Annotated in this window: 23 protein-coding genes and 1 pseudogene; 12 read left to right on the forward strand and 12 right to left on the reverse strand. The window is 46.4% G+C overall.

The features are described 5' to 3' along the window. Positions 1–124 precede the first annotated feature (124 nt). Positions 125–763, forward strand: a complete 639-nt coding sequence (locus GJU82_RS12450; RefSeq protein WP_153632434.1) for a DUF3267 domain-containing protein — start codon at positions 125–127, stop codon at positions 761–763. Here the strand turns inward: GJU82_RS12450 and GJU82_RS12455 are convergent, their stop codons facing one another. The 7 genes and pseudogenes from GJU82_RS12455 to GJU82_RS12485 all read right to left on the reverse strand — a co-directional run bounded on the left by GJU82_RS12455 (position 764) and on the right by GJU82_RS12485 (position 6538). Next, positions 764–1507: a YgjV family protein gene (locus tag GJU82_RS12455; protein WP_153632435.1), complete on the reverse strand. Its 744-nt coding sequence runs from the start codon at positions 1505–1507 to the stop codon at positions 764–766. It lies immediately after the preceding gene. Between the two features lie 143 nt (positions 1508–1650). Next, on the reverse strand, positions 1651–3711 hold the full coding sequence (gene ppk1, locus GJU82_RS12460) for a polyphosphate kinase 1 (RefSeq protein WP_153632436.1): 2061 nt from the start codon (positions 3709–3711) through the stop codon (positions 1651–1653). 160 nt (positions 3712–3871) lie between these two features. Continuing rightward, positions 3872–4039, reverse strand: a pseudogene (locus GJU82_RS17980) (NUDIX domain-containing protein); the annotation flags it as partial. A 302-nt stretch (positions 4040–4341) separates the two neighbouring features. Further along, a complete protein-coding gene (locus GJU82_RS17530) occupies positions 4342–4797 on the reverse strand; it encodes a hypothetical protein (protein ID WP_228488693.1) in 456 nt (151 codons plus the stop codon). A gap of 115 nt (positions 4798–4912) precedes the next feature. Beyond that, the gene (locus GJU82_RS12475) at positions 4913–5473 is read right to left on the reverse strand and encodes a Spy/CpxP family protein refolding chaperone (protein WP_194831048.1); all 561 of its coding nucleotides are present in this window, start codon (positions 5471–5473) and stop codon (positions 4913–4915) included. Between the two features lie 7 nt (positions 5474–5480). Then, positions 5481–5969, reverse strand: a complete 489-nt coding sequence (locus GJU82_RS12480) for an anti-sigma factor (protein WP_153632438.1) — start codon at positions 5967–5969, stop codon at positions 5481–5483. Next, the gene (locus tag GJU82_RS12485) at positions 5966–6538 is read right to left on the reverse strand and encodes an RNA polymerase sigma factor (protein ID WP_153632439.1); all 573 of its coding nucleotides are present in this window, start codon (positions 6536–6538) and stop codon (positions 5966–5968) included. The genes GJU82_RS12480 and GJU82_RS12485 overlap by 4 nt, the downstream gene beginning before the upstream one ends. Before the next feature lie 236 nt (positions 6539–6774). On the opposite strand from GJU82_RS12485, the gene GJU82_RS12490 reads away from it, so the two are divergent. The 3 genes from GJU82_RS12490 (at position 6775) to GJU82_RS12500 (ending at position 9886) form a co-directional block, all read left to right on the forward strand. Continuing rightward, positions 6775–8391 carry an ABC-F family ATP-binding cassette domain-containing protein gene (locus tag GJU82_RS12490; protein WP_153632440.1) on the forward strand — a complete coding sequence of 539 codons (1617 nt, stop codon included), beginning with the start codon at positions 6775–6777 and terminating at the stop codon, positions 8389–8391. Between the two features lie 152 nt (positions 8392–8543). After that, a complete protein-coding gene (locus tag GJU82_RS12495) occupies positions 8544–9536 on the forward strand; it encodes an isoaspartyl peptidase/L-asparaginase family protein (RefSeq protein ID WP_153632441.1) in 993 nt (330 codons plus the stop codon). Positions 9537–9547: 11 nt separating this feature from the next. Further along, the gene (locus tag GJU82_RS12500; protein ID WP_373921461.1) at positions 9548–9886 is read left to right on the forward strand and encodes a hypothetical protein; all 339 of its coding nucleotides are present in this window, start codon (positions 9548–9550) and stop codon (positions 9884–9886) included. On the opposite strand, the gene GJU82_RS12505 is transcribed toward GJU82_RS12500, so the two are convergent. Together GJU82_RS12505 and gltX are read right to left on the reverse strand one after the other, a co-directional pair. Further along, positions 9883–10797 (reverse strand): DNA adenine methylase, encoded by a 915-nt coding sequence (locus tag GJU82_RS12505; RefSeq protein ID WP_153632443.1) that lies wholly within the window; start codon positions 10795–10797, stop codon positions 9883–9885. The two genes, GJU82_RS12500 and GJU82_RS12505, sit on opposite strands and share 4 nt — an antisense overlap. Before the next feature lie 204 nt (positions 10798–11001). Then, on the reverse strand, positions 11002–12531 hold the full coding sequence (gene gltX, locus GJU82_RS12510; RefSeq protein ID WP_153632444.1) for a glutamate--tRNA ligase: 1530 nt from the start codon (positions 12529–12531) through the stop codon (positions 11002–11004). Positions 12532–12692: 161 nt separating this feature from the next. On the opposite strand from gltX, the gene GJU82_RS12515 reads away from it, so the two are divergent. Continuing rightward, the gene (locus tag GJU82_RS12515; RefSeq protein WP_153632445.1) at positions 12693–13469 is read left to right on the forward strand and encodes a CHAD domain-containing protein; all 777 of its coding nucleotides are present in this window, start codon (positions 12693–12695) and stop codon (positions 13467–13469) included. Between the two features lie 11 nt (positions 13470–13480). After that, on the forward strand, positions 13481–14053 hold the full coding sequence (locus tag GJU82_RS12520; protein ID WP_153632446.1) for a DUF502 domain-containing protein: 573 nt from the start codon (positions 13481–13483) through the stop codon (positions 14051–14053). Positions 14054–14156: 103 nt separating this feature from the next. Here GJU82_RS12520 and GJU82_RS12525 read toward each other — a convergent pair whose 3' ends face one another. Together GJU82_RS12525 and GJU82_RS12530 are read right to left on the reverse strand one after the other, a co-directional pair. After that, a complete protein-coding gene (locus GJU82_RS12525; RefSeq protein WP_153632447.1) occupies positions 14157–14582 on the reverse strand; it encodes a ubiquinol-cytochrome c reductase iron-sulfur subunit in 426 nt (141 codons plus the stop codon). 150 nt (positions 14583–14732) lie between these two features. Further along, positions 14733–15149: a ubiquinol-cytochrome c reductase iron-sulfur subunit gene (locus GJU82_RS12530; protein ID WP_153632448.1), complete on the reverse strand. Its 417-nt coding sequence runs from the start codon at positions 15147–15149 to the stop codon at positions 14733–14735. Positions 15150–15424: 275 nt separating this feature from the next. Here GJU82_RS12530 and kbl point away from each other — a divergent pair, with 275 nt between their 5' ends. Then, positions 15425–16615, forward strand: a complete 1191-nt coding sequence (gene kbl, locus GJU82_RS12535) for a glycine C-acetyltransferase (RefSeq protein ID WP_153632449.1) — start codon at positions 15425–15427, stop codon at positions 16613–16615. An 80-nt stretch (positions 16616–16695) separates the two neighbouring features. On the opposite strand, the gene GJU82_RS12540 is transcribed toward kbl, so the two are convergent. Continuing rightward, entirely contained in the window at positions 16696–17280 is a 585-nt protein-coding gene (locus GJU82_RS12540) for a DedA family protein (RefSeq protein ID WP_153632450.1), read from the reverse strand. A gap of 152 nt (positions 17281–17432) precedes the next feature. Here GJU82_RS12540 and GJU82_RS12545 point away from each other — a divergent pair, with 152 nt between their 5' ends. From GJU82_RS12545 to GJU82_RS12565, 5 genes are all read left to right on the forward strand, one after another. Further along, on the forward strand, positions 17433–17882 hold the full coding sequence (locus GJU82_RS12545) for a hypothetical protein (protein WP_153632451.1): 450 nt from the start codon (positions 17433–17435) through the stop codon (positions 17880–17882). Positions 17883–18281: 399 nt separating this feature from the next. Then, a complete protein-coding gene (locus GJU82_RS12550; protein ID WP_153632452.1) occupies positions 18282–20993 on the forward strand; it encodes a TonB-dependent receptor domain-containing protein in 2712 nt (903 codons plus the stop codon). Next, complete coding sequence (locus GJU82_RS12555) at positions 20994–22238, forward strand: DUF4876 domain-containing protein (RefSeq protein ID WP_153632453.1); 1245 nt, start codon at positions 20994–20996, stop codon at positions 22236–22238. 1 nt (position 22239) lies between these two features. Next, positions 22240–23787, forward strand: a complete 1548-nt coding sequence (locus GJU82_RS12560; RefSeq protein ID WP_153632454.1) for a DUF6850 family outer membrane beta-barrel protein — start codon at positions 22240–22242, stop codon at positions 23785–23787. A 10-nt stretch (positions 23788–23797) separates the two neighbouring features. Continuing rightward, entirely contained in the window at positions 23798–24685 is an 888-nt protein-coding gene (locus GJU82_RS12565) for an ABC transporter ATP-binding protein (RefSeq protein ID WP_153632455.1), read from the forward strand. Positions 24686–24694 lie beyond the last annotated feature (9 nt).

Here is a 24694-nt window from a genome sequence, read left to right on the forward strand (position 1 = left end):
GATTAAAGTTCAAGTTGCCTCGCACGAAGAGGAAGAGGCAATTTTTGGTTTTTACCCCGCTGCATTCCAGCGGGTTTTTTTATATCTTGTCTGAAGGTAATTACCAGCAAAAAGACAAATATAAATGGGACTAACTCCTGAACAGATTCAACACGGCCCGGGCTATAAATTAGTAGCCAAAATTTCCCATGACAACATAAAAGCTTTTTTGCTGGACCAGTTCTCAGGTGGCTCGGGATTGGCCAAACGGTATATGATATACCAAACAATAATGGGTGCAGTGTTAGCCGGATTACTGGCCTACTGCATTGTATCTTTCTTTAAAGGCTCAAAAAAGGAACTCGAATGGTTCTCTTTAGCGGTACTTATCTCGTTTACCGTTTTGGTGGTATTGCATGAACTGCTCCATGCGTTGGCTTTTCTGATAACCGGAGTAAGAAATATTTCATTTGGGGCCAACTTCTGGCGTTTCATTTTTTACGTACAGGCCGACCGCGAAGTGATTCAAGAAAAGCAATTCCGGTTTGTGGCACTTGCTCCCTTCATTGTGATCAACCTGGTTACTGCCGCAGGAGCGTTGTGGAGTCTCTGGCAAAATTTGTCAGCTGTTATTCTATGGCTAAGCATTATGTCGATACACAGTTTTTTTTGTGCAGGAGATTACGGCTTACTCTGTCTCTATCAAAATCATCCCGACAAGGAAATTGTCACTTTTGATTTAAAGGATGAACGCTGTTCGTATTTCTACGAAAAAATAACCTGATTATTTAATCCTAAATACATACTGGTCACCTTCGCGAATAAAGCCAATCTTTTCGAGGTAGTTATTATGCGCCGTGTTTTGAACTTCGGAATAGAGCATATTGTATCCCATATACCGGAAACGGCCCATGTTTCTTCTGAAGATATAATCGGCCACCTTGTAATCGCGGTAGCGTGGCACCACATAATCGAGGACAATATGTAGCGTATCGGCATCCTTAATTTCCAGAAGGATCAGCCCGGCCATATTCAGGTCGCGGTGGACAAACATAATTAGGTATTCCTCTTTGATATCGAAGTTAAAACGCGGAAAAAACTGCTTAATATCATCATGGTAATACTCCAGAAAATCGGTCAGATAATCATTCTCCCCGGAGTGGACAAAAGCTACACGGAACGCTTCCTTCTTCCGGTAAATCCCGTAAAGATGAACCAGGTTAACACCAACAATAAAGATATTAACTCCGGCTACCGATATGGAATGAATTAAAATACCGTATACCGAAAATATAATAGAACCAAAGAGATTTAACCACCGCAGCTTAACAAGCGAAGACATCATCAGGCTAATCGCCACCAACACCGAAGCCACCAATCCAATAGCCTCATAATATTCAGAGAAATCCATAAGTAAAAGTTTCAATCCCCAAAGACAACATCCAACTGCCACATTTGGTTTGTCTTTTTCGAAATTGAGAATAAAATTAATTGTTGTAACGATGCCCACTAAACAAATTCGCCGCATGGAACGATTTAAAATTATGAACGAAAACGAAGATTTCTGCCACTGATGATCTTCTCCATCTTTTTATGGGGCATCATATGGTTCATCTTTTTTTACAAGTTTCCGATTTATAGGTCTCAATTTTCTTCCCGTGCGTCAACTTCCTAAATGCCTTCTTCGTAATCTCCATGCTGCTGCCTGATAAAACGGTAAAACTCCATTTGTGACTTGAACGGAGTTTCTTTATCGGTTCTCCTGAGTTGATTCGCCAGATCATTATCCAATACCCGGGCAGCCTCATTATCCTGCCACTGCAGTTCCAGCATCTTTTTAATCTCGGCACGCAAATCCTCGTCATAAATTGGGGCTCCTACTTCGACGCGCCGGTCGAGGTTTCGCGACATCAAATCGGACGAAGAAATGAACAGGCGCTCGTGACCATTATTGTGAAAATAGTATACGCGGGAATGTTCCAGGAAGCGGTCGATAAGCCCGATGCAGGGAATGGTATATTTCTGGTCGGGCGGCGTTGGCAACAAGGAAAACATGCCCCGCACATTTAATCGAACTTCAACGCCGGCGCGCGCCGCGTCGTGAATTTTCCGAATAATCACCGGGTCGACCAGGTTGTTACACTTAAAATAGAACTTTGCCTCTTTACCTTCGAGCTTATTGCGTATTTCCTGATTAATCATGCGGATAATGCGGCTTCGCATATTAAACGGCGAAACCATGAGATGCCGAAACCGATTCAATTTGTAGTTCCGCTCGAAAAAGTCGAACACATAATTCACTTCGCGGGTAATTCGCGGGTCGGCGGTACACAACAAATGATCGCTGAACACCCTGGCCGTATCCTCATGAAAGTTACCGGTTCCCACACAGGCAAATAGCTTATCCCCACCATGTTCCTTCCGGTTGATAATACATATTTTAGAGTGCACTTTCAGGCCCGGTACGCCAAAAATAACTTTTACATTCTCCTTGTCCAGCAAGTTTCCCCATTCAATGTTGTCCTGTTCATTAAACCGGGCCCGGAGTTCCAGCACAACCGTTACCTGTTTCCCATTCCGGGCGGCATTAATGAGCGCATTCATAACACTCGAATCGGGTGCGACCCGGTAAACCGTGAGTTTTATCTCGGTAACTTTCGGATCAATCGAAGCTTCCCGCAGAAGATCGATAAAATGGATAAACGATTGGTAAGGAAAATGAAACAGGAGATCCTTTTCAGAAATACTCTCCAGATAGGTTTTTCCCGGAAGGACGCGCTTGTGCCTCACTGGTGAAATCGGTTGATACTGGAGTTCTTTTGGTCCCACCTTTGGGAAATTCATGAAATCCTTAAAGTTGTGAATCCGTCCTCCGCCAATAATGGTATCGTCCTTTGTAAAGTTCAGCTTCTTCAACAGGATTCTCAGAAAGTCCCGGGGAAGTTTTTTATCGTAAACAAAACGGGTAGGTTCACTCTGTCCGCGTTTCTCGAGGCTCTTTTCTACTGTTTTCACATAACTCTCCGCCACATCATCATTGATATCCAGCTCGGCATCGCGTGTTAGCTTAACGATGTATGAACCAATTTCGTCAAACTCGAACATGTAAAAGAGATCCTTCAGCTCATACCGGATAATATCTTCCAACAGGATAATGTATGTGCCCCGCGGAACTTCCGATGGAATGATAACAAAACGTGGCAGCACGTCCGACGGCACCTCGATAAGGGCATAAGTAGTTTTATCCTTCCCGGTCAGTTCAACCGCCATGTATATAGCATCGTCGCTCAGCATGGGCAGCGGCAGGCTCTTCTTCAGAATAATTGGCATAATCCGTGGACGAACAACCCTCAAAAAGTAATCGCGCACAAACTTTCCCTGGCTCTCCGACATCTCCTGCTCATTCACCAGGTAGATGTAATCCTTGGCCAGTTCCTTCAGGATGCCTTTATAGATCTGCTCAAACCGTTTCCCTTGGTCGACCACAATCCTTTCTATCTCATCCAGCACTTCCCTCGGATCGGCACCTTCAACCATGGTGGTCCGTCCCATCATCGCCAAACGCCGGAGAATAGCAACCCGAACGCGAAAAAACTCATCCAGGTTGTTGGAGTAAATGCCCAAAAACTTGATACGTTCGATAACCGGCACATTTCTCTTCGATGCTTCCTGTAAAAGGCGCTCGTTGAATGATAGCCAGCTTATTTCTTTATTTCTAACTTCAATACCCATAAAATTTATGACCATAATGTTATGGTGAATTTTAAAGATAGGAATTATGCGGTAAAAGCAACCTGACAAAGACCACTTCCTGCCTAAAAAATAAGGAAAAAGATAGAATTTAACTATCCATAATAATTAGATTCAAGGTACAACTTCGCGGGCGACAATGTCAATACCCCATTCGTTGAATTTTTCCACTAAAATGTTCGGATAGTGATGACCCATGGGGCCCCAACACTCCATTGACCACAACATTCAGCGACAATTCTTCCAGCAATGCGCGTTTTATTGCATCTCCCGGGGATTCACCTGTCTTTATCTTCCCGCCCGGAAATTCCCATTTTCCGCCCTGGTCTTACCTTGTTTGCGCCGGCAAGCCCGAAATTTATCTTCGTCCTGAATAATCGCACATACTACATTCACCATGCCGGTAAAGATAGGGGAATTCGCTCTGATGCAACCTTTCCTGACTTCTTTGAAATTTTCAATTCGCCGCAACGAAACAGAGAGCTATTGTTATCAGCAATTTGGGCAACCAGAGAATTCTGCCACCCAATCGAAACAACAAAAGCCCGGAGAAATTTCCCCGGGCCTGGCTTCACTTAAATTAATATGACAGTTGATTAAAGTATCCGGATTTTACCATCCGCCGCGACCGTAACCTTGACCTCGTCCATAGCCCATGCCACAGCCGGCGCCACGTCCCTGTCCACGTCCGAACCCCATAGCTAAGTGATCGTTGGCCCATTGCTGTTGATCCTTGTCCAGTAATGCCATCAAATCGGCATGATGAGCAGCACGAGCTTCAGCCATCTGGATACCAACCTGGTCGCGTTCCTTCAGTGTCGCAGCGCGCATCCGTTTCAGGCGCAGTTCGTCCATTTGTTTCCAATGCGTTTTCTGCAAGTCAGCAATTTTATCCTGCTGCTCCTGTGTCAATCCGGGAATATTCTGGCAAATACCTGCATTCCGGTAACCATAGCCATTTCCCTGACCTTTTCCATAACCGTTACCACGGGGTTGAGCGTTGGCTCCCAATGCCAGTAACCCGGCAAACATAATCGTTAACACGACTTTAAACATTTGATTCTTCATGATTTTTTGATTTTTAAGTTGATACATTCTTGATTTATAACACATACTTTGCCCATTCGAGCCTTCGAAGCTTTCTTCGAAACCCAGGGTATTTTTCAATGATCAATCCTGATAACTAATTGTCGGGGCCACCTCCTCGCCGTCCCATACCGCGCCGTCCATTGCCGTGCCGCCATCCTCTTCCGTAACGATGCAAGGGAAGATCGTTATTGGGATCCAGCATGGTACGAAACAGCACATGCAGTTGATGTTGTTGCTCTGGAGTACATACCGAGCGTAATTCCATATAGTAATTAATGGTTTGTTCCTTCAGTCCCCGGTGTAAATTTCCGAAGGCAGCGGCCAGAGAATCGAGCTTTTTCCTGTCGGGATTCTCTTTACCCAGTTCATCGACCATCTCCTGTCGCATGTCAGCCATTTGCATCGAAAGTTGCCTGACCCGCGGGTTAAAATTTCGGTTCGCATTCCGGAACGCGTCCATCTGGTCGGCCCTCAATCCCAATTCCTGTGCAAAAAAGTGAAACCGAACAGCGTCCGGATCGGCCGGAGGGTTCTGAACATTGGCCGTTTCCGGTGTAACGGTCCGGCTGCGGCCCACCACAATCGTCACGATGGTTGCTACATTCATGGCAAACAGGATAATCACCGCCCATATCAGGAATTGTGTTTTTTTCATCACTGAATCAATTAAAGTCGAACAGGTAGCCCTCAATCGGCTCATTTACCATTTCGTTGATAGCCAGATTTCCCATTGGATTCTCGCCCGAAGTGACTGAGGTTTGTTTTACATCCATCGTACCAATCTTCACTCCACCCCAAATGCCAACCAGCAACAACATGGTTCCCAACGATGTTACCAGGGCACGTTTCCAAACCGGTGCAGGTTTGGTAACCGGCTCCAACCGACCCTGGATCCGTGTATAAAGGAAAGGCGGCACCTCCTGCGAACGTTCAACAGCTATCTCCTGAATGGATTGCTTCACCACCCCCGATTCGCGGAGGCAAGCTTCACAAACTTCGAGGTGCTGCTGAATCCGCTGGTTCTCCTCTTCCGAAAGATTTCCCAAATGGAACTCCCAAAGTTGTTCTGTGATATGTTGTTCGTTCATCATCTTCACCTCGTTTACTGTTTTGACACCGCGGCCCGAAGAAACTTGCGCCGGGATCTTCATTTTTTGTAAAAATTCATCAACTTCTTTTGCAGATTTTTCCGTGCCCGGTGAATCAGCGACTCAACCGAAGCCAGCGACACCTTCATTACAAAAGCAATTTCTTTGTAAGTTAAACCTTCATAATGATACAGCACAAAAGCGGTCCGTTGGTTCTCCGGCAAACTGTCGAGCGCCTGCTTTAACGCTTCTGCAGTTTCCCGATTTCCCATCACCGTTTCGGGGTGGATAGAACAATCAGCTTCCGGTTCTCCGGTCCAATCTGCATCATCCTGAAAGAACGCCTCGATTCGCTGGAAGAAGCCTTTGCGTTTGCGGCTCCGCAACCAGTTCAGCGAACGGTTGACCGTCATCCGGTAAATCCAGGTCGAAAGACTTGCCTCCCTCCGGAATCCATGGACAGAACGAAAAACATCGACAAAAACTTCCTGAGTAATGTCATCGGCTTCCGAACCATCGTGGACAAATCCCATAGCCGTCCGGAATACCTGTTTTTGGTACTTCCCGACCAGGTGACGAAATGCCTTTTCGTCGCCTGCCTGCAAATCAATGACCAGTTGTTTTTCGTCCATTAATGGGTTTAATCGTTGTCCGGATTTTTCTTTTGGACACTTCAAGGTAAAGAAACTTGCGCCGGAATTTGAAAAAGATTTTCCCGGCTTTCATTTACACGTTACATTAGATTAAAGATTCAGCAATCGGTTTAATTACTGTCAGTTTATATAATCGTTTCGTTTTCTTAACGCCTAATTACCAGTTCTGCATCGTTTTTTTTCTACATTTGCCGCCTCAAAAGCCTTTTATAAAAATGATTACAGTTTCAGATTTAGCCATTCAGTTTGGTAAAAGAATACTTTTTCAGGATGTGAACATGAAGTTTACGCCCGGGAACTGCTACGGAGTGATTGGAGCCAACGGAGCCGGAAAATCTACTTTTTTGAAAATGATTTCAGGAGAGCAGGATTCGACCAGAGGTTCTATTTCCATGGGGCCTGGCGAACGATTGTCAGTGCTCAGCCAGGACCACCACGCGTATGATGAATACAACGTGCTCGACGCCGTGATGATGGGTTACCGGGAGTTGTGGATCATAATGCAGGAGAAGGATGCTATTTATGCCAAGTCTGATTTTTCGGAAGCAGACGGGATGAAAGCCGCCGAATTGGAAGATAAATTCGCGGAGATGGACGGGTGGAATGCCGAAAGCGGTGCGGCCGCACTGCTCAGTGGTTTGGGTATTCGTGAAAGCCTGCATTACCGTCGTATGGGCGATCTGGAACAGAAAGAAAAGGTTCGTGTATTGCTGGCCCAGGCATTGTTTGGTAACCCCGACAACCTGCTTCTCGATGAGCCCACCAACGACCTTGACCTGGAAACCGTGATGTGGCTGGAGAACTTTCTGGCCAATTTCAACAATACAGTGATTCTGGTTTCGCACGACCGTCACTTCCTCGACAGTGTTTCGACCCACACGGTAGATATCGATTTCGGAAAAATACGCATGTTCGGTGGAAACTACTCCTTCTGGTACCACTCGAGTCAGTTGGCTGCCCGCCAGATGGCCCAGCAGAACAAGAAGATGGAGGAGAAGAAGAAGGAGTTGCAGGAGTTTATTTCCCGCTTCAGCGCCAACGTAGCCAAATCGAAACAGACCACGAGCCGCAAAAAGATGCTGGAAAAGCTGAATGTGGAAGAGATTCAGCCATCAACCCGCCGTTACCCCGGAATTATTTTCCAACCCGGGCGGGAAGTGGGTAACAATATCCTTTCGGTGAAAAACCTAAGCAAAAGCATCGACGGCGAAGTACTCTTCAACAACGTTAACTTCACAATAGAGAAGGATGAGAAGGTAGTCTTCCTTTCGCGTGATACGCGTTCGATGACGGCTCTTTTCAACATTCTGAACGGAGATGACAAGCCCGATTCCGGTGAGTTTGAATGGGGAGTAACCGTAACCACCGGCTACCTTCCGATGGATAATAACCGTTTCTTTAAAAACGATTTGCCGCTGGTTGACTGGTTAGCGCAATATACCAACAATACAGACGCCAGCTTCCTTCGCTCGTTCCTCGGAAAGATGCTCTTTTCGGGCGAAGAGATTTTCAAAAACTCAAAAGTGCTTTCCGGAGGTGAAAAGATGCGCTGTATGATTTCACGCTTGATGATGCGCCATCCCAATGTGGTGATGCTGGATAACCCGACCAACCACCTTGATCTGGAATCTATCCAGGCATTCAACAACGGTTTGATTAGTTTTCCCGGCATCGTGTTAATGTCATCGCATGACCACGAGTTCATACAGTCCGTTTGTAACCGTGTCATCGAATTGACTCCGAACGGAACCATCGACAAACTGATAGATTACGACGATTATATTTCCGACGATCGCATCAAGGAATTGCGCGAGTCGATGTACATGCAATAAGCCTTTTCAAGGCTTTACTGATTAATAATATAGTATCAAAGGCTGCGATGGAATAAAGTCTGTTGCAACCTTTTTCTTTTTCCCTGTTTGAAGGCTTTTCATTTGGCAGCGGTTTTTCCTATCTTCATCAGAACGAATCCAATAACTGCAAAATGAACCGAACAGCCTTTCTCCCGGGTTTTCTTTTCTTACTCCTCTTCGTAAGCTTTCTATCCGGGCCGGCACAAGCTCAACCGCCAAAATATGTTTTGGTAATTCACGGAGGTGCCGGTGTTATCAGCCGCGAAAATCTTAGTCCGGAACTGGAGAAACAATTTCGCTATAAACTCAGCCAAGCCCTTGATACCGGACTGGCAGTTTTGTCTCGTGGAGGCACCTCCATTGATGCCGTAGAGCAGACCATCAGGGTAATGGAAGATTCCCCGTTGTTTAATGCCGGGAAAGGCGCCGTTTTTTCCCACTACGGCACGAACGAAATGGATGCCTCTATCATGGATGGCAAAACGATGAATGCCGGAGCTGTGGCCGGAGTTGGCGATGTAAAAAATCCCATCACGCTGGCGCGGACAGTGATGGAAAAATCAGGGCATGTAATGCTTTACGGTTCCGGGGCATCGGAGTTTGCCCGGCAGCAGGGACTGACCATTGTCGACAGCAGTTACTTCTTCACACAAAGGCGATGGGATGCACTGCAACGTTACCTCGCAAAAGAAGGCAAAAACAAGTTCGGAACCGTTGGTTGTGCCGCCCTCGACCAGTATGGCAACCTGGCGGCCGGAACTTCCACCGGTGGGATGACCAACAAAAAATTTCACCGCATTGGCGACTCGCCCATTATCGGGGCAGGCACCTATGCCAGCAACCTGAGTTGTGCGATTTCCTGTACCGGCCACGGCGAATTTTTCATCCGGTACACCATTGCCCGGACCATTTCCGCCCTGATGGAATACAAACATCTTTCGTTTCATGACGCCGCCGATGACGTCATCAACAATAAACTGGTCAAAGCAGGTGGCGATGGCGGCTTGATTGGCGTAGATAAAGACGGAAATGTTGTGATGATGACGAACACACCGGGCATGTTCCGCGGTTTCGTAAAATCCGATGGAGAAAAGCAGGTGGCTATTTACGGCGACGAAAAATAATTCTGAAAACCATCGGAAATCGTTTTGGCAGGGAAAAATTATACAACGATTTTGTATCGGTTTATGCGCCTACCGGGAAGATGATTGATCCGATGATTTTGTGGCGCATCAAACGGCTATCGTTGCAATACGGAGAAATGACAAACGAGGTGGGGCAATGGCTAACCGTCATTTATTACGGCATGATAGCGGAAGAAAACAAGGAGCATGCAATCCTGAAGAAACGTATCAAGCGGCTGGGCACTCATCAAATATTAATGGAGGATAAATCACCGGAACAGGCTGCAACTTTCAGCAAAGGCAAATCGGCAAACGAACTAGATAAGCTGATGCTGGAAAAGGGATTTTAGTCGTAATTCCGAATCAGCAACTCACTGATTTCACCCCGGTGACTTCCGCGGGAATTAATGGCCCGTCGTGCCTTCACACGTTCGATGTGGTAGCCGCCATACAATTCGTCGAAGAAATGATTTTCCGGATTTTCGTTTTTTGGATCGGAATTACTAAGCATCCACCGGGATCCATTTTTGTGTAATTTATCGCATAAAGCCTTCAGTCGTTCCTGGTCGCCATCGCCAAAACCATTTTGCGAGTAAGCATTGAACGAAGCCGTTGAGCTAATGGGCTTGTAAGGTGGATCGAAATAGAAAAAAGCTTTGGGAGTAACCAGATCTCTCAGTGCATCAAAGTCTCCCAACCGAATCTCCACTTTCTGCAACGCTTCGTGTACCAAACGGATATTCGCCTCGTTGCAGATCTTCGGATTCTTGTGCTTCCCGAAAGGGACGTTAAACTGGTTATCTTTATTTACCCTGTACAGTCCGTTGTAACAGGTCCGGTTCAGAAAAATCAAATAGGCCGTATGCTTCGCCCGCGAAGCACTTCGCCCATTAAACAGTTCGCGAACCATCTGATAATGCATCTGTCGGAATTCGTCTTCCGGATTACCGTAATACTCTTTTTCCAGTTGCTGAAGAGCCTCAATCAATGCATCCGGTTCCTCCTGAACCGTTCGGTAAGCATCAATTAAATCTTCATTGACATCGTTGATAACAGCCTTTTCGATATTCGGAAAATGATGGAGCATGCGAAAGAGTACAGCACCACTTCCCACAAAAGGCTCGACGTAGACGAATGAATCCTGGTCCAGGTTCCTCGGCAAGGCATCTGTAATGACCGGTAAAAGCTGCCTCTTTCCACCAGCCCACTTAAGAAAGGGTCGGGCAGTAACCGGTTTTTTCTGATGTGTTGTATAAACCATAACAGATGATTAGCGAACGTCTCGTTACCACGAAAATACAGTTTCGGGAACGTGCTGCCAAAGAAATAGCAAAAAAGTCTTGATTTTCAATAAAACATAATCTAAATTTCAGTTTATCAAAACTTATATTGAGTATTCTCTATTCTCAAAGAAAGCCACCTGATTTCCCAGATGGCCTTCACTTAAAATATTCTGTAACTATCGTTATCGACTAATATGGGTTACTCCGTTTCGAATCCGTCGAATGGTTTCTTCTTTGCCGATCAGTTCGCAAATCTCGAACAGGTCAGGGCCGAAACCTCCGCCTACCAGGCAAAGCCGGAAAGCATTCATCACCGCACCAAATCCCCACTCTTTTCCGTTTACGAAAGCGGAGAACAGTTCTTTGATTTCCGGTGCTTTCCATTTCCCCAGTGTTTCCAGGAAATCTGCAATTTCCGTCATCATCTCCGGCGCACCTTCTTTCCAACGCTTTTTCACCACTTTCGCGTCATACACTTTTGGAGCCTCGAAAAAGAAATAACTCTGTTCCCAGAATTCCGGTACAAAGTTGCAGCGCTCTTTTACCATGCCGCAAATTCGGGCTGCCGTGTCCGGGTCCGCATCAATTCCTTTTTCCCGCAAAAGCGGAAGGAATAATTCGGCCAGCTCTTCATCGCTCTTCGTTACCAGATACTGATGGTTGAACCACTTGGTTTTTTCCGGATCGAAACGGGAACCCGATTTACCTACACGCTCCAGAGAAAAGGCATTCATCAATTCCTCCATCGAGAAAAGCTCCTGCTCTGTACCCGGATTCCATCCCAGCAATGCCAGCACATTGATGAATGCCTCCGGGAAATAACCGTCTTCGCGGTAGCCACGTGAAACTTCACCCGATTTTGGATCTTTCCACTCCAGCGGGAAAACGGGGAATCCCATTTTATCACCGTCACGTTTCGAGAGTTTACCTTTTCCCACCGGTTTCAAAATAAGCGGCAGGTGAGCAAAGCGTGGCATGGTATCGCTCCAGCCCAGTGCACGGTACAGCAGCACGTGCAATGGCATCGACGATAACCACTCTTCACCTCGAATCACGTGCGTAATCTCCATCAGGTGATCATCCACCACATTGGCCAAGTGATAGGTTGGCATGCCATCGGCTTTGTACAGCACCTTATCGTCGAGCAACGAGGTTTCGAACGTCACACGGCCACGGATCAGGTCATCCTCTGTGACCGGTTCATTGTCGGGCATCCGGAAACGGATCACCGCAGGAACGCCGTCGGCTATCAGTTTTTCCCATTTTGCTTCCGGAAGCGAAAGTGAGTTCTTCATGTTGCCACGGGTAGCAGCATTGTAAGTGAAAGTTTTACCCTTTGCTTCCGCTTCACTGCGGGCAGTCTCCAATTCTTCCGGCGTATCGAACGCATAATAAGCGTTACCACTGGCCACCAGCTGTTCAGCATACTGATGGTACAGCTCCTTGCGCCCGCTCTGCCGATATGGACCGTGCGGACCGCCCTCGAGCGGACCTTCATCGATCTGCATTCCGCACCAGGCAAGGCTTTCCATGATGTATTCCTCGGCGCCCGGCACGTACCGGTTTTGGTCAGTATCTTCGATGCGGAGCAGGAAATCGCCACCGCGCCCTTTCGCAAACAGGTAATTGAAGAGCGCGGTACGCACCCCGCCCATGTGCAGCGGTCCGGTCGGACTTGGGGCGAAACGAACCCTCACTTTTCTATCACTCATGATGGTATATTTTTCAGTTTCACGTTCTTTCAAAAGTTGGGGTAAAGATAAGAAATATGATAACGCTGCTGCGGAAAAAGCCCGGCAATAAACCGGTAACGACCGAAGGGAAACAGATTGTTGCAACCGATTCCGGACTTTAATTGTTAATCTGTTTTGCCATGACGACACTGAACAAAACCGAACCAACCGCTTTCCGAAACCTGATTCCCCGGCGGAAAAAAGAAAAGGAGTTGCACCAACTGAGGCTCCGTCTCAAAGATATCCGGGTACGGTGCCTGCTCCTCGAATTCGCGTTCCCCGAACGCTATCAGGGCAAATCCCTGTTCGTTCCCTTCCGGGAATATTATCAGCAAACCAGCCAATTGCGCGATCTAACGGTGGCTCTTCATCGTTTTCGCAAAATTTGCCGGAAATACAGGCTATCCTCCAACGGTTTTCGAAACCATTTATGGCACCACTACCGTGAAGAAGAAAAAAAACTGGAACACCTTCCCATTCCTGACATTGACACATTTGAACAGCAACACCAAAATGAAATACCTCCCGAAGAGCAACGGGAAATCATTTTGCAGCAAATGCAACAACTGATGGAAAAGACGAAAGCTGCTCACCTCGAAAACGAAATAACCGAAAATTTGCATTGGCAGCGCAAACAACTTAAGAAGCTGATATACCTCAACCGGTTACTGGCCGATAATTCTCCCGTTTGGGAGGAAGAAACCACAAAAAAGCTTGAGTTGCTCGACGAGAAGTTGGGCGCCTGGCACGACCTGCAGGTACTGTTGCAATTCACCGGACAGTTTGCCGGTCATCATCCGCGGGGACACACTCCGGTTTGGCTACCGCGAATCACCCGGGCAATCGTAACCGAGCAAATCCGGGTACTGGAATCGTTTAAAACAACTATCAAAACACCTGATTCGAATAAACTATAAAAAAGAAACATATGAAACGCATTACAACCTGGTTCCTGCAAGGGCTGCTATTGATAGCGCCGTTAGCCATCACCATCTATGTCATCTTCATCGTATTCAATTTCATCGACGGAATACTACGTGCCAGCCTCATTAACTGGTTCGGAATACACCTGCCGGGATTAGGTATCCTAATCATATTTGCGTTTATCACCCTCCTGGGAACGTTTGGAAAAACCATCATCGCCCGGCCGTTAGCCCGTTTTATCGACAAGCTGCTCGACCGGGCGCCACTGGTTCGGGTCATCTATTCGTCGCTGCGCGATCTCTTTTCAGCCTTTGTGGGAAAGGAAAAAAAATTCAACAAACCGGCCATGGTGCTTATCAACCGCGAGAACGAACTGTGGAAAATGGGCTTCATCACCCAGGAAACACTCGAACAGATTGGCCGGCATGAACTCGTGGCCATCTATTTTCCCCACTCTTACAACTTCTCAGGCGAGTTATACATGGTTCCCACCTCCAGCGTTCATCCCATTGACATCAATCCGGCCGAAGCCATGAAATTTATTGTCTCAGGCGGGATAACACAGGTGGAACTATGATATAAAATCGATACCTGCTCTTCCCGGCAGGAAATTATAAGGCAAAAAAAACCGCTCCCCCAACAAATGGAAAAACGGGAAAGAGAGGACTATACAATTTTTTTCAGGCACCTTTTACCGTAACGGTTTTGGCGGTTGCATCATAAGTAGTCGTGTAAGAAGCGAGCGGACTGCCAGCAGGCCCACGCATTACACTTCCCGAGGCAGAGAATACCGAACCGTGGCATGGGCAATAGAAATCTTTCTGCGAAGATTGATACTCCACCAGACAACCGGCATGAGTACAAATAGCCGAAAGCGCAATGAATTTGTCGCTTCCCGTGTTCACCACAATGGTGCTACCAACAATCACCGAGCCGCCGCCCTGCGTAAGCTGACTGTACTTTGAATTGGTCAAATCAATAACGAGGTCCCCTGTTAACGGAGCCCCTGCACTGGAAGATTTGGAACATGATGCCAATGCGGCAGGAACGACCATCAGCGTTCCGGTTGCTAAAAACATTTGCTGAAGGGCTTTACGTCTTTCCATGAATCATTATTTAGACTTATTAAATACAGTAGCAATATGCTGAAAATGACCAAGACGAAAAATTAAAACCTTCTTAAAAATATGGTACAATAAAATACAGGCTACGGCATTCCGGGCACAAAAAAAGAGAAAAAATGGATATGATGCAATTTATGAACGATCGATGGTCAGCGTGTCGCCATTGCGGGTCACTTTGTATTTCGGAAGTGGTTTGGTAGCCGGTCCCTGAAGTACGCTTCCGTCGGAAGCAAACTCCGAGTGGTGACACGGACACAAAATGTCTTTATTGGCTTTATCGTACCCCACCGTGCAACCCTTATGGGTGCAAATGCTCGACAAAGCGATAATATCGTCAGCAGCGGTATTGATAATAATGGTATTGTCGGTTACCACAAATCCGCCCTGTTGCTTAAGCGGTGCATTGGCTGCATCGTTCAGGTTCACAGTCAGGGTTGAAGTATCCGTATTTTTCTTTTGGCTGTTTCCGCACGCTGCCAGGGCAGTGGGTACCATAAAAAGTGTGGCGCTGCCAGTTACCAGTTGTTGTAAAGCTTTACGTCTGTCCATAAATCTATCTTTGTTGAGTTTCCAACTTATCCTTACGGAACAGAACACTAAAAGTTGGCCTGCGAGCTTCAATTTTTTGTTAAAAAAAGTGAATCGTAAACTTTAGCCTTCCCAAAGAAGTCCGGAACGATTCCTGCTTCCCTGTCAAATATCATCCCTCAAACCATAAATATTCCGTTATTTTTGTATTTAACTTGAAACTGACCACAAAGGCCGGCAAAACAGGGAGTATAATCCCCCTAAACATCTCGACAAACATTTTATACAATAATATTATGTACGGCAAAATAAAAGATCACTTGCAACAGGAACTGGATAACATCCGGGAAGCAGGCTTGTACAAAAGCGAGCGCATTATTGTTTCACCACAGAGTGCGGTTATCCACCTTGAAGATGGCAAAGAAGTTCTGAACTTTTGTGCCAACAATTACCTCGGCCTGTCAAACCACCCACAGTTGATCGAAGCGGCCAAAGAGGCGCTCGACAGTCACGGTTTTGGGATGTCATCCGTTCGGTTTATCTGCGGCACCACCGATTTGCACAAAGTGCTGGAGCGGAAGATTGCCGAATTTTTCGGTACCGGGGACACCATCCTCTACGCCGCTGCATTCGATGCCAACGGTGGAGTATTTGAGCCGCTTCTCACTGATGAGGATGCCATTATCTCTGATTCGTTGAACCATGCCTCCATCATCGACGGCGTGCGTTTATGTAAGGCACAGCGCTTCCGTTACCAAAATGCCGACATGGCGGATCTGGAAGAGCAGCTAAAAGCAGCTCAGAAGGCCCGTTTCCGTGTCATCGTTACTGACGGTGTATTTTCGATGGATGGCAACGTAGCTCCAATGGATAAAATCAACAAACTGGCCGAAAAATATGATGCCATGGTGATGGTCGACGAATGCCACTCGGCCGGTGTAGTGGGCAAAACCGGTCGCGGCGTTACCGAGTTGTTCAACCTTCGCGGGAAAGTGGATATCATTACCGGGACATTGGGTAAAGCCTTTGGCGGAGCCATTGGTGGTTTTACTACCGGGAAAAAAGAAATCATTGAGCTGCTGCGCCAACGTTCGCGTCCGTATCTGTTCTCCAATTCGCTGCCGCCGGTAGTTGTTAATGCGGGAATCCGGATGTTCGATATGATGGCTGAAACCACCGAACTACAGGATAAACTGCATGAAAATACCGAATACTTCATGGGTAAAATGCAGGCAGCAGGTTTTGATATCAAGCCCAGCAAATCAGCCATCTGTGCTGTAATGCTGTACGATGCCAAATTGTCGCAGGAGTTTGCTGCCAAATTACTGGACGAAGGCATTTATGTCATCGGGTTCTATTATCCGGTTGTCCCGAAAGGCGAAGCGCGTATTCGCGTTCAGTTGTCAGCAGCTCACGATCGGGCGCATCTCGACAAAGCCATTACTGCTTTTACCAAAATTGGAAAAGAGCTGAACGTGTTGAAATAAAACACCATTCCATATAAACACGAAAGGCTGCCCGTTATGGACAGCCTTTTCTGTATGTCTTAAATTTCCAAACCGATTGATCATTTTTTTCTCACGGTGATGTATTTAACAACCAGCTTGGAAACGAAATGAGTTAATACCGTAAATATGACCAAACCGCCTACCATTCCTAATTGCCAGTATTTCATTTTGTCATCGAGCAAATCAGCCGATTGCGAAAACAGGTAACCAGCAATCCCGATAACAGCAATCCAGATAATGGTTCCCGGAATGTCCGCACGCAAAAAGGTTTTCACATTAATGCGGGCCGCATGCAGACGCAACAAAGTGGGCCGGTGCATTCCGTATAAAAATTTAGAACCTACAATACTTAGTATCGGCTTTCGCCGGATAAAGTGATCAATGGTTTTGGGCATACGCTCCGACAGACGTTGTACGAATGGTACGCGCATCAGCAACTTTCCTCCGTAATACCAGAGTAAGTCACCCGTCAGGACACCGGCAATAGCCACCACGATAGTATAAAACAGTTGCAACTCCTGTTGATTCACCAAAAAGAATGCTGCAAACAGAATACTTTCCCCTTCAATCAGTAATCCTACAAAGAGGATCACATAAATTAATGGCGTCCAGATGTGAAGTTGTTGTGTTAATATTGCATCCATGCCCGAAATAAATCAAAATCTTCTCCGTATAAACGAATTAAGTTGTCTTTTCGTACTCCAAATCTGCATCTAAATGTTATTTTTTCTAAAAACAGATACATAATGTTAATTCACCAATTTTTATTTCCTTTGAAATATGTTCAGGTATCAATATGAGAGTTTCAATTTTAATCATATTACTATCAGGCTTAGGAATTTTTCCCGCCTGCCACCGGGTTGACAAAAACGCAGCACAAACAGAAGGTGAGTACCTAATGGCACTGGAAAAAGCAAAGGCGGGCCCACCCGATACGACCGTAATTTCAGCGGGAGACTTTCAGCGAAAATTAGGCTGGGTAAAGGAAGGAACGGAAGGGTACGCTGTCGTAACCGCTCCGATTAACGGTCATTATTATGGCCGGCCAATCAAAGCGCGTGTTATTAGCAAAACAGACCGGGAACTGAAACTCCGTTTTCTGGAATCGGTCATGGTGGCGCCGGCTAAAAACTGCCCGGCAGAAGTTAAAAGCGGACAAACCTACTGGGAAAAGCGGGGGGATTTCTGGCAAACACGTGATGAAGCCCGCCAATATCTGGCAAAACATGGATGGCTGGGGGAATAACCCTGCATCATGGTATGACGAACGAACAATTAACCTGATGTTCAAGAGGATCAAATCGCTCCATCCGTGACGCAAATTTTTCCGGACCGGCGCCACTATCCTGAAAAGAGAAGTACATTCCGGTAAAATAACCTGGCTGTTTCGCCGGGCAATAAGCCGGCAGGAATATACCTGTGGCGGGTAAGCGATAATTCCGGTCATCCGAAAACATTTAAGCTGATCCGGAGATAGGCGAAGTAATTTTATGATTATTAACTAAGGACATTCAGTTTCCTAACTGAGAAATAAAGATTCCCATAAACGCTGATTTTCCATCGGATTTCAGGTTTCATGCTGTTAAAAACACGATGTTTCGATAAATATTATTTTATTTGCTACCATCCTTGTTTTTAACCATAAATGACAGTTCACTTCAAAAAATACTTCTTACTTATCTATTTCTGGATACTCAGTGTTCCTATACTTTTTGCGCAGACAAACGAAGGCGAATTGTATGGCGAAATTATTGGGCCCGATGGAAAAGGGATATCAGATGTATCCATAATCAGCAGTGAAACACAGAACTGGAGTTTAACAGACAGTCTGGGGAATTATCATCTAAAAGTTCCTACCGGGAAATCAGAAATCAACATCCGCCACCTCGGATACCATCCGGAATCATTCGCAATAGATATTTCTCCCGGTCAGCCCATTCAACGGGATATCAACTTACATGTCCAATCTCTTGGCCTCAGGGAAATAAAGGTTTTAGCCAGTGAAAACGAACAAAGCCTGACTTCAGCCACCACGATAGGGCAGCAAGCCATCGAGCTGGTCCAGGCTACTAACCTGGGCGATATCATGCAATTACTTCCCGGGAGACCGGTACAAAATCCCGACCTCAATTCGGCCGGGCAAGCACAATTACGAGGAACCGGTTCATCTACCGATAATAAAATTGACGCGTTTGGAACAGCCATTATCGTTAATGGAATACCACTCTCCAACGATGCGAATATGCAGGTAAGCAACACATCCACAATCGGAGCAAACGGACTTTTTTCAACCGTAAGTGGTGGTGGAATTGATTTACGCGACATTCCCGCTGACCAAATCAGCCGGATCGAAGTCATTCGCGGAATACCTTCAGTGCGATACGGGAATCTAACTTCAGGTGTTATTCGGGTGGAAACCATGCAGGGAAAAGCACCGTTTCGCGCAAAAGTTCGCCTCGATCCGACCACACAGGAAGCAAGTCTGGGAAAAGGGTTGGCATTGGGTAAAAGCAACCAAACACTTAATATCGGATTCGATCTCACACATTCACAGCAGGATTTGCACATTCCGGTTCCGGCCTACAACCGGGCTACGGCCAGTGCCAACTGGAACATACACAGCAACAATCATAACTGGCGGAACCAGGTAAATCTTTCCTTGCTTTACGCGAAAGATCGGGATAAGGGCGACAAAGATGCCGCGTTGGAGGAAAATCGATATGCCAGCGACAAAGGATTCCGTGTAAGTACAAAAGGTGAGATTAAATCCGGAGAAAAAATACTGAAGAGGCTGGCTTACCAGGTATCACTGGCCATGCGAAATCAGGATGCTTACAATAAACAACTCCGTTCAGGAGAAGCTCAACCGTTGCCAACCAACCTCGTTGGAGGGACATTTGAAGTTCCCTTTGCTCCCGCTGAATACTACACGGCCACGCGCATCGAAGGCAAACCGGTAAATTTCTATGCTTCGCTCATTCAACGTTTCGCGGTAAGCGGAGAAAAAGTGCACGACCGCTTTTTTGTCGGAACCGAATGGCGAACTGATGTTAATCACGGAAATGGAAAAACATTCGACGCAGGTTATCCGCCACCATCATCGTACCGACCAAGAGCCTATAACGATGTTCCGGCATTGAATCAGTTTTCGCTTTTTGCCGAAAATTCTTTCACTTTTCCGTTAGCCGGAAAAACAGTGCAGTGGCAGGCCGGCATCAGGTACGACAATGTGCTGCCCAATGGATTGTTTAAAAGCAGTTTCGATACAAAATGGCAGCCCAGAACGAATCTGACGTACCAACTATTTCCATATTTACGCCTTCGCGGAGGTTACGGAATTACGGCCAAAGCTCCTTCCCTGGTTTATCTCTATCCCGAAGCGGCCTATTTTGATGCTGTCAGTTACATGTTTTATTCGGCCACTTATCCGGATGAACGCCTCGCATTGATGACCACCCACATTTTCGATGCAACGAATAATCAACTGAAGTTCATGACCAACCGGAAAGCGGAAATTGGAGTTGACTTAAATGCAGGGAAATGGAGCGCCCACGTCACCTTTTACAATGAGAAAACGAGGAATGCCTATTCATTTACCGATGTGCCGGCTGCATTTCCCTACCCGGTTTACGATACCTCCTTTTACCTTCCGGGAAACGGGGAGAAGCCTCAACTCGATGAGGTGAATGTCGATACATTAACCTATCGGAGCGCTTATCTAAAACCGAATAATTCGCTGAACATCGACCGGAAAGGAATAGAATTCGCGATTCAATCACCCGAAATTACTCAAACGGGTACCTCCTTTAATCTGAGCGGTGCCTGGTCGGCCAACACTTCCTGGAGTGATGCCCCGGACATACTCGAAATTAGCCGGAATTTTCCAAACAATCCCAACGGATACATGGGCATGTATGAGTCGAACAAGACCAATCGTGAGCTGTTTCTGACGACTTTTCGCATTGTCCAGCACATTCCGGTACTTCGGTTTGTGGCAACGGCTGCACTGCAAAACACCTGGATTGACAAATATGGATCAATTTTCCGTGGTTCTGTCCCGGTAGGTTATATTGATGAAAACGGCAATACAATTCCCTTAACTTCTGCACGGGCAACAACCGGTTTTCCGTTTCTCATCCGGAGTGTTGACCCGGTGACGAATGAAAAAGTTAGCCGGCCCGCCTTGTGGAACCTCAACCTGAAACTGGCAAAAGAAATCGGGAAGAATTATCGTTTCTCCTTCTTCGCCAACAATATGTTTATGCACAATCCGGCCTACGCGAACCATCGCACCGGACAAATTGAAAAACGAAATCCCGCACTCTATTTTGGAGGAGAGCTGGCATTTCATTTTTAGATGAGAAGACTGAAGACCATAGGGCTCCTCTTGATTTGGACAGTGACTTTACTGACCGGATGCCGCGACGACAAGTTCAACGTTGAGCCACAGTTGTACGACGTTTCTGTTCAGTTGTCATTGCCCGATAGCTACTCCGGTGCTTCACCCGAAAACACAACCGTACGGTTGATCAACATCGACAACCAACTGGAAAGCGAAGGTGTGACCGGTGCCAACGGCCAATGTACGTTTCACAGAGTCACCGCCGGAAAATACCGCTTGTGGGCAGGGAAGAAGTACCCCGCTGCCGAAGCACGCTCGTTGGGTTCTTCATTAGTCACCGACCGGGATATTTTGCAAAACCGCTATGTTTCACTCAATTACAATCAGGCCGATATTACCGTAACCGGGAATACAGATTTAGGTAGTAAAACGCTGAAAGAAAATCTGGCCGGCCTACTGGTGATCAAAGAATTGTATTACACCGGTTCCCGGACCCCCAATGGAAAAGCATACTGGTCCGATCAGTTTGTCGAAATCTTTAACAACAGCGATGAAACCATCTACCTCGACAGCCTTTACATTGCCAGTGTTTACGGCGCCAGCGGCAATTCGACAGCCGCTGCCCCCTCACCATATGCCGGCGTGCAGGACAGTGTTTTCCTCGACTTTGTCAGGATGATTCCCGGAACCGGAAAAGATCATCCATTGAAGCCAGGCAAAAGCATTGTAATTGCCCAGGATGGAATGAATCACCGCGATGACCCGAACGGAAATCCAACCAGCATCGACCTGTCGCATGCCGATTGGGAAACGTTCCTATATCGTCCGGAAAATCAAAAAGACATTGATTTCGCCGAAGTTCCAAACCTGACTGAAATCTTCGCCAGCATGCAATCGACCTTTGATTGGATTTTCAATAGTTACGGAGCCGGCATCGTTATTTACCGCAATTATCATCAGGATGAAGTACATTTCGTTCCCCGTCCCAATGACACCAAAGGCAGGACCTTGATGTCCATTCCATCCGAATGGGTCTTGGACGGAGTGGAAGCATTAGCTTCGGCTGATGCCGGCGCGTACCACCGCATACCTTATTCCATCGATGCCGGATTTACTTACTGCAACGGAAATTTCAACCTGCAAAGTTGCCGGCGGAAGATTGAACAGGAGCAGGACGGACGCATCATTCTGACGGATACGAATAATTCCAGTGAAGATTTTGATGTGATTCTATTTCCAACACCCGGCACGTTTAATTAGCATGAAAAAACTCCTGAACATAAATATTATCCTCTGCATGTTGAGTTTCATGCTCCTCTCCTTAACCGGGGTGGCACAAAATCCGGTTCAAACAGAAATGGAGGAGCAGGCACTTTTCTTTTCCGGGAAACCGGGAACAGACTTGCCCTTCGCACTACTGTTGAATGACTCCCTCCCGGACTTTAACCGACTTGAATTATCCGGAACTATGCGCAGTCAACCCTTCCGGGAAACCGGAACACCGGACAAGTATAAAGGCCTCAACTTTTCAACTTACGGCTACAAACAGGTCAAGCAGTTCCGATTCTTCGGCAAAGTCGACTACCAACGCAGCCGTGAGGAAAATATCCAGTGGCATGATCGTTTGTCCCGGCATCCGCTAAATCCATTTCAATTGGTTGATTCCATTGGCGGAAACTGGAAGAAAGACAAATACCACTTAGAGGTTAATGGACTGACTCCGATCAGCAATCATTTGATGGCCGGACTGGGGGCTGCTTTCCAGGTAGAGAGCGGCGGGAAGGATCAAAATCCACGAGCAGGGAATAATGCCTTTGAAATAACAGTCACACCATCAATAATTTACCGGACAGCCAACTGGCATTTAGGGATCGAAGGATGGTATCAAAGGTCTCGTGAGGATATCGATTTTCTGACCTACCAGAATAACGTTGGCTACGACTACTTTTTCATCAATGGTTTGAGTCTGTACGGACATCCGCTGAACCATATCAGTTACAGTTACCGGTATAATGCAAATGGGAAAGGCGTGGCCATTTTCTTTCAGAATAAAACTTCGTCCGGAGCGCAATGGAATGGGAAGCTGGACTACAAATTATGGGAAGAATCAGCCATTGAGACACCGTATGCCAATAGCCTGAATCCGGAAACCGGAAGAGTTGAATCCAATCCGGCAACCGATGCGCAATATTCCCTGGAACGGTTTGACGGTTGGGTATCGCTTACCCTTCCGGGAGAAAAATGGAATCAGTATTTCAGTGTCGCCGCGGAGTACGACGATGGGAGAAATTTCATGGCCCAAACCGCGCAAACAGATTTAACGACACAATTCCTGAATGCTCAAATCGACTGGAAAGCATTGTTGAAAAAGGAAATGCAGGTGCGGTGGATTTTCAACGCCAATGTCAATCTCCTGTCCGGGAAAACCAATAATATTTTGTACGGATACCAAAATCTTGAAAAACTGACAGCACACGGTTCGGTAAGCCATTCCTTCTTTACAGGACAAAAAGGAAGAATTGAAACCGAGTTGACCGTTTCATGGGAAGCCGATTTGGGAAGCACACAAAATATTGCTCCGGCGTCAGTATTTATTCCGGAATCATCTGAAATAACAGTCCCGGTTGTTCAGCATAATTTCCGCTATCTTTCCGCCGGGAATGTGAACCTTTTCTCTCAAATCACCTGGTATCCTGGATGGAAACCCGCGCCAAATGCTTATATTCGCTTAGCAGGCGGAGCAAACAGATTCACAGCAATGGAGGAAACTAACAGTTTTGCAGAGATAGGTTTGGGCAGCTATTTTTAATACAACCGGCATGGAGAATATCATTGTGTGTAAAAACCTGACGCATCATTACGGAGCGAAACCGGTTTTCGAAAACCTGAATTTCAACGTGCCTGCCGGAAGTATTTTGGGTTTGTTGGGGAAGAACGGAACCGGCAAAACCACGACCATCAATATTTTGAATGGTTTTCTTCAACCGACCGGAGGCCAGTGTTACATTTTTGGCGAAGATTCGCAACATCTTTCTCCTGGTACAAAGGCTCGAATCGGTTATCTGGTGGAAGGGCACATTCAATATGGCTTCATGACCATCGCCGAAATCGAGCGATACTATTCTGCTTATTATCCCGGATGGAAAAAAGAGCCTTACTACGAGCTTATGGCGAAATTGGATGTGGCTCCCAATCAAAAGATTTCGGCCATGTCAACCGGACAGCGTTCGCAGGTGGCACTAGGGCTCATTCTGGCACAAGATCCGGAATTATTGATTTTGGACGATTTCAGCATGGGCCTCGATCCCGGCTATCGCAGACTATTTATTGATTATCTGCTTGAATATGCCCGGACCGGAAATAAAACCGTTTTCACCACTTCGCATATTATTCAGGATATGGAGCAATTGATCGACGATGTATTGATTCTGGATGCCAAACAGGTAGTGGCACAACAACCACTCAACGATTTTATGCAGTGTTTTCGCAAGTTTACGTTTACAACAAATACAAAAGTGGAGGACTGGAGTAATGCCCCGGCAGTGAATGTGGAACAACTGAACCAGTATTATGTAGAGCTTTATACCTGGTCTGAGGAAATTGAAGTGAAAGCCTTTTTGGACAAAAATGGAATTTTAACGGAAAATTTTTCACGGGGAAACATGAATCTGGAGGATGCTTTCATTGGCCTAACCGGAAAATATTAATTGATAAAA

The sequence above is a fragment of the Prolixibacter sp. SD074 genome, assembly GCF_009617895.1.
In the GTDB taxonomy this organism is placed as follows: Bacteria; Bacteroidota; Bacteroidia; order Bacteroidales; family Prolixibacteraceae; genus Prolixibacter.

Coding starts and splice junctions, on each gene's coding strand:
- GJU82_RS12450 (WP_153632434.1), top strand. CDS start 125: ATGGGACTAACTCCTGAACAGATTCAACACGGCCCGGGCTATAAATTA.
- GJU82_RS12455 (WP_153632435.1), bottom strand. CDS start 1,507: ATGCGGCGAATTTGTTTAGTGGGCATCGTTACAACAATTAATTTTATT.
- ppk1 (WP_153632436.1), bottom strand. CDS start 3,711: ATGGGTATTGAAGTTAGAAATAAAGAAATAAGCTGGCTATCATTCAAC.
- GJU82_RS17530 (WP_228488693.1), bottom strand. CDS start 4,797: ATGAAGAATCAAATGTTTAAAGTCGTGTTAACGATTATGTTTGCCGGG.
- GJU82_RS12475 (WP_194831048.1), bottom strand. CDS start 5,473: ATGAAAAAAACACAATTCCTGATATGGGCGGTGATTATCCTGTTTGCC.
- GJU82_RS12480 (WP_153632438.1), bottom strand. CDS start 5,969: ATGAAGATCCCGGCGCAAGTTTCTTCGGGCCGCGGTGTCAAAACAGTA.
- GJU82_RS12485 (WP_153632439.1), bottom strand. CDS start 6,538: ATGGACGAAAAACAACTGGTCATTGATTTGCAGGCAGGCGACGAAAAG.
- GJU82_RS12490 (WP_153632440.1), top strand. CDS start 6,775: ATGATTACAGTTTCAGATTTAGCCATTCAGTTTGGTAAAAGAATACTT.
- GJU82_RS12495 (WP_153632441.1), top strand. CDS start 8,544: ATGAACCGAACAGCCTTTCTCCCGGGTTTTCTTTTCTTACTCCTCTTC.
- GJU82_RS12505 (WP_153632443.1), bottom strand. CDS start 10,797: ATGGTTTATACAACACATCAGAAAAAACCGGTTACTGCCCGACCCTTT.
- gltX (WP_153632444.1), bottom strand. CDS start 12,531: ATGAGTGATAGAAAAGTGAGGGTTCGTTTCGCCCCAAGTCCGACCGGA.
- GJU82_RS12515 (WP_153632445.1), top strand. CDS start 12,693: ATGACGACACTGAACAAAACCGAACCAACCGCTTTCCGAAACCTGATT.
- GJU82_RS12520 (WP_153632446.1), top strand. CDS start 13,481: ATGAAACGCATTACAACCTGGTTCCTGCAAGGGCTGCTATTGATAGCG.
- GJU82_RS12525 (WP_153632447.1), bottom strand. CDS start 14,582: ATGGAAAGACGTAAAGCCCTTCAGCAAATGTTTTTAGCAACCGGAACG.
- GJU82_RS12530 (WP_153632448.1), bottom strand. CDS start 15,149: ATGGACAGACGTAAAGCTTTACAACAACTGGTAACTGGCAGCGCCACA.
- kbl (WP_153632449.1), top strand. CDS start 15,425: ATGTACGGCAAAATAAAAGATCACTTGCAACAGGAACTGGATAACATC.
- GJU82_RS12540 (WP_153632450.1), bottom strand. CDS start 17,280: ATGGATGCAATATTAACACAACAACTTCACATCTGGACGCCATTAATT.
- GJU82_RS12545 (WP_153632451.1), top strand. CDS start 17,433: ATGAGAGTTTCAATTTTAATCATATTACTATCAGGCTTAGGAATTTTT.
- GJU82_RS12550 (WP_153632452.1), top strand. CDS start 18,282: ATGACAGTTCACTTCAAAAAATACTTCTTACTTATCTATTTCTGGATA.
- GJU82_RS12555 (WP_153632453.1), top strand. CDS start 20,994: ATGAGAAGACTGAAGACCATAGGGCTCCTCTTGATTTGGACAGTGACT.
- GJU82_RS12560 (WP_153632454.1), top strand. CDS start 22,240: ATGAAAAAACTCCTGAACATAAATATTATCCTCTGCATGTTGAGTTTC.
- GJU82_RS12565 (WP_153632455.1), top strand. CDS start 23,798: ATGGAGAATATCATTGTGTGTAAAAACCTGACGCATCATTACGGAGCG.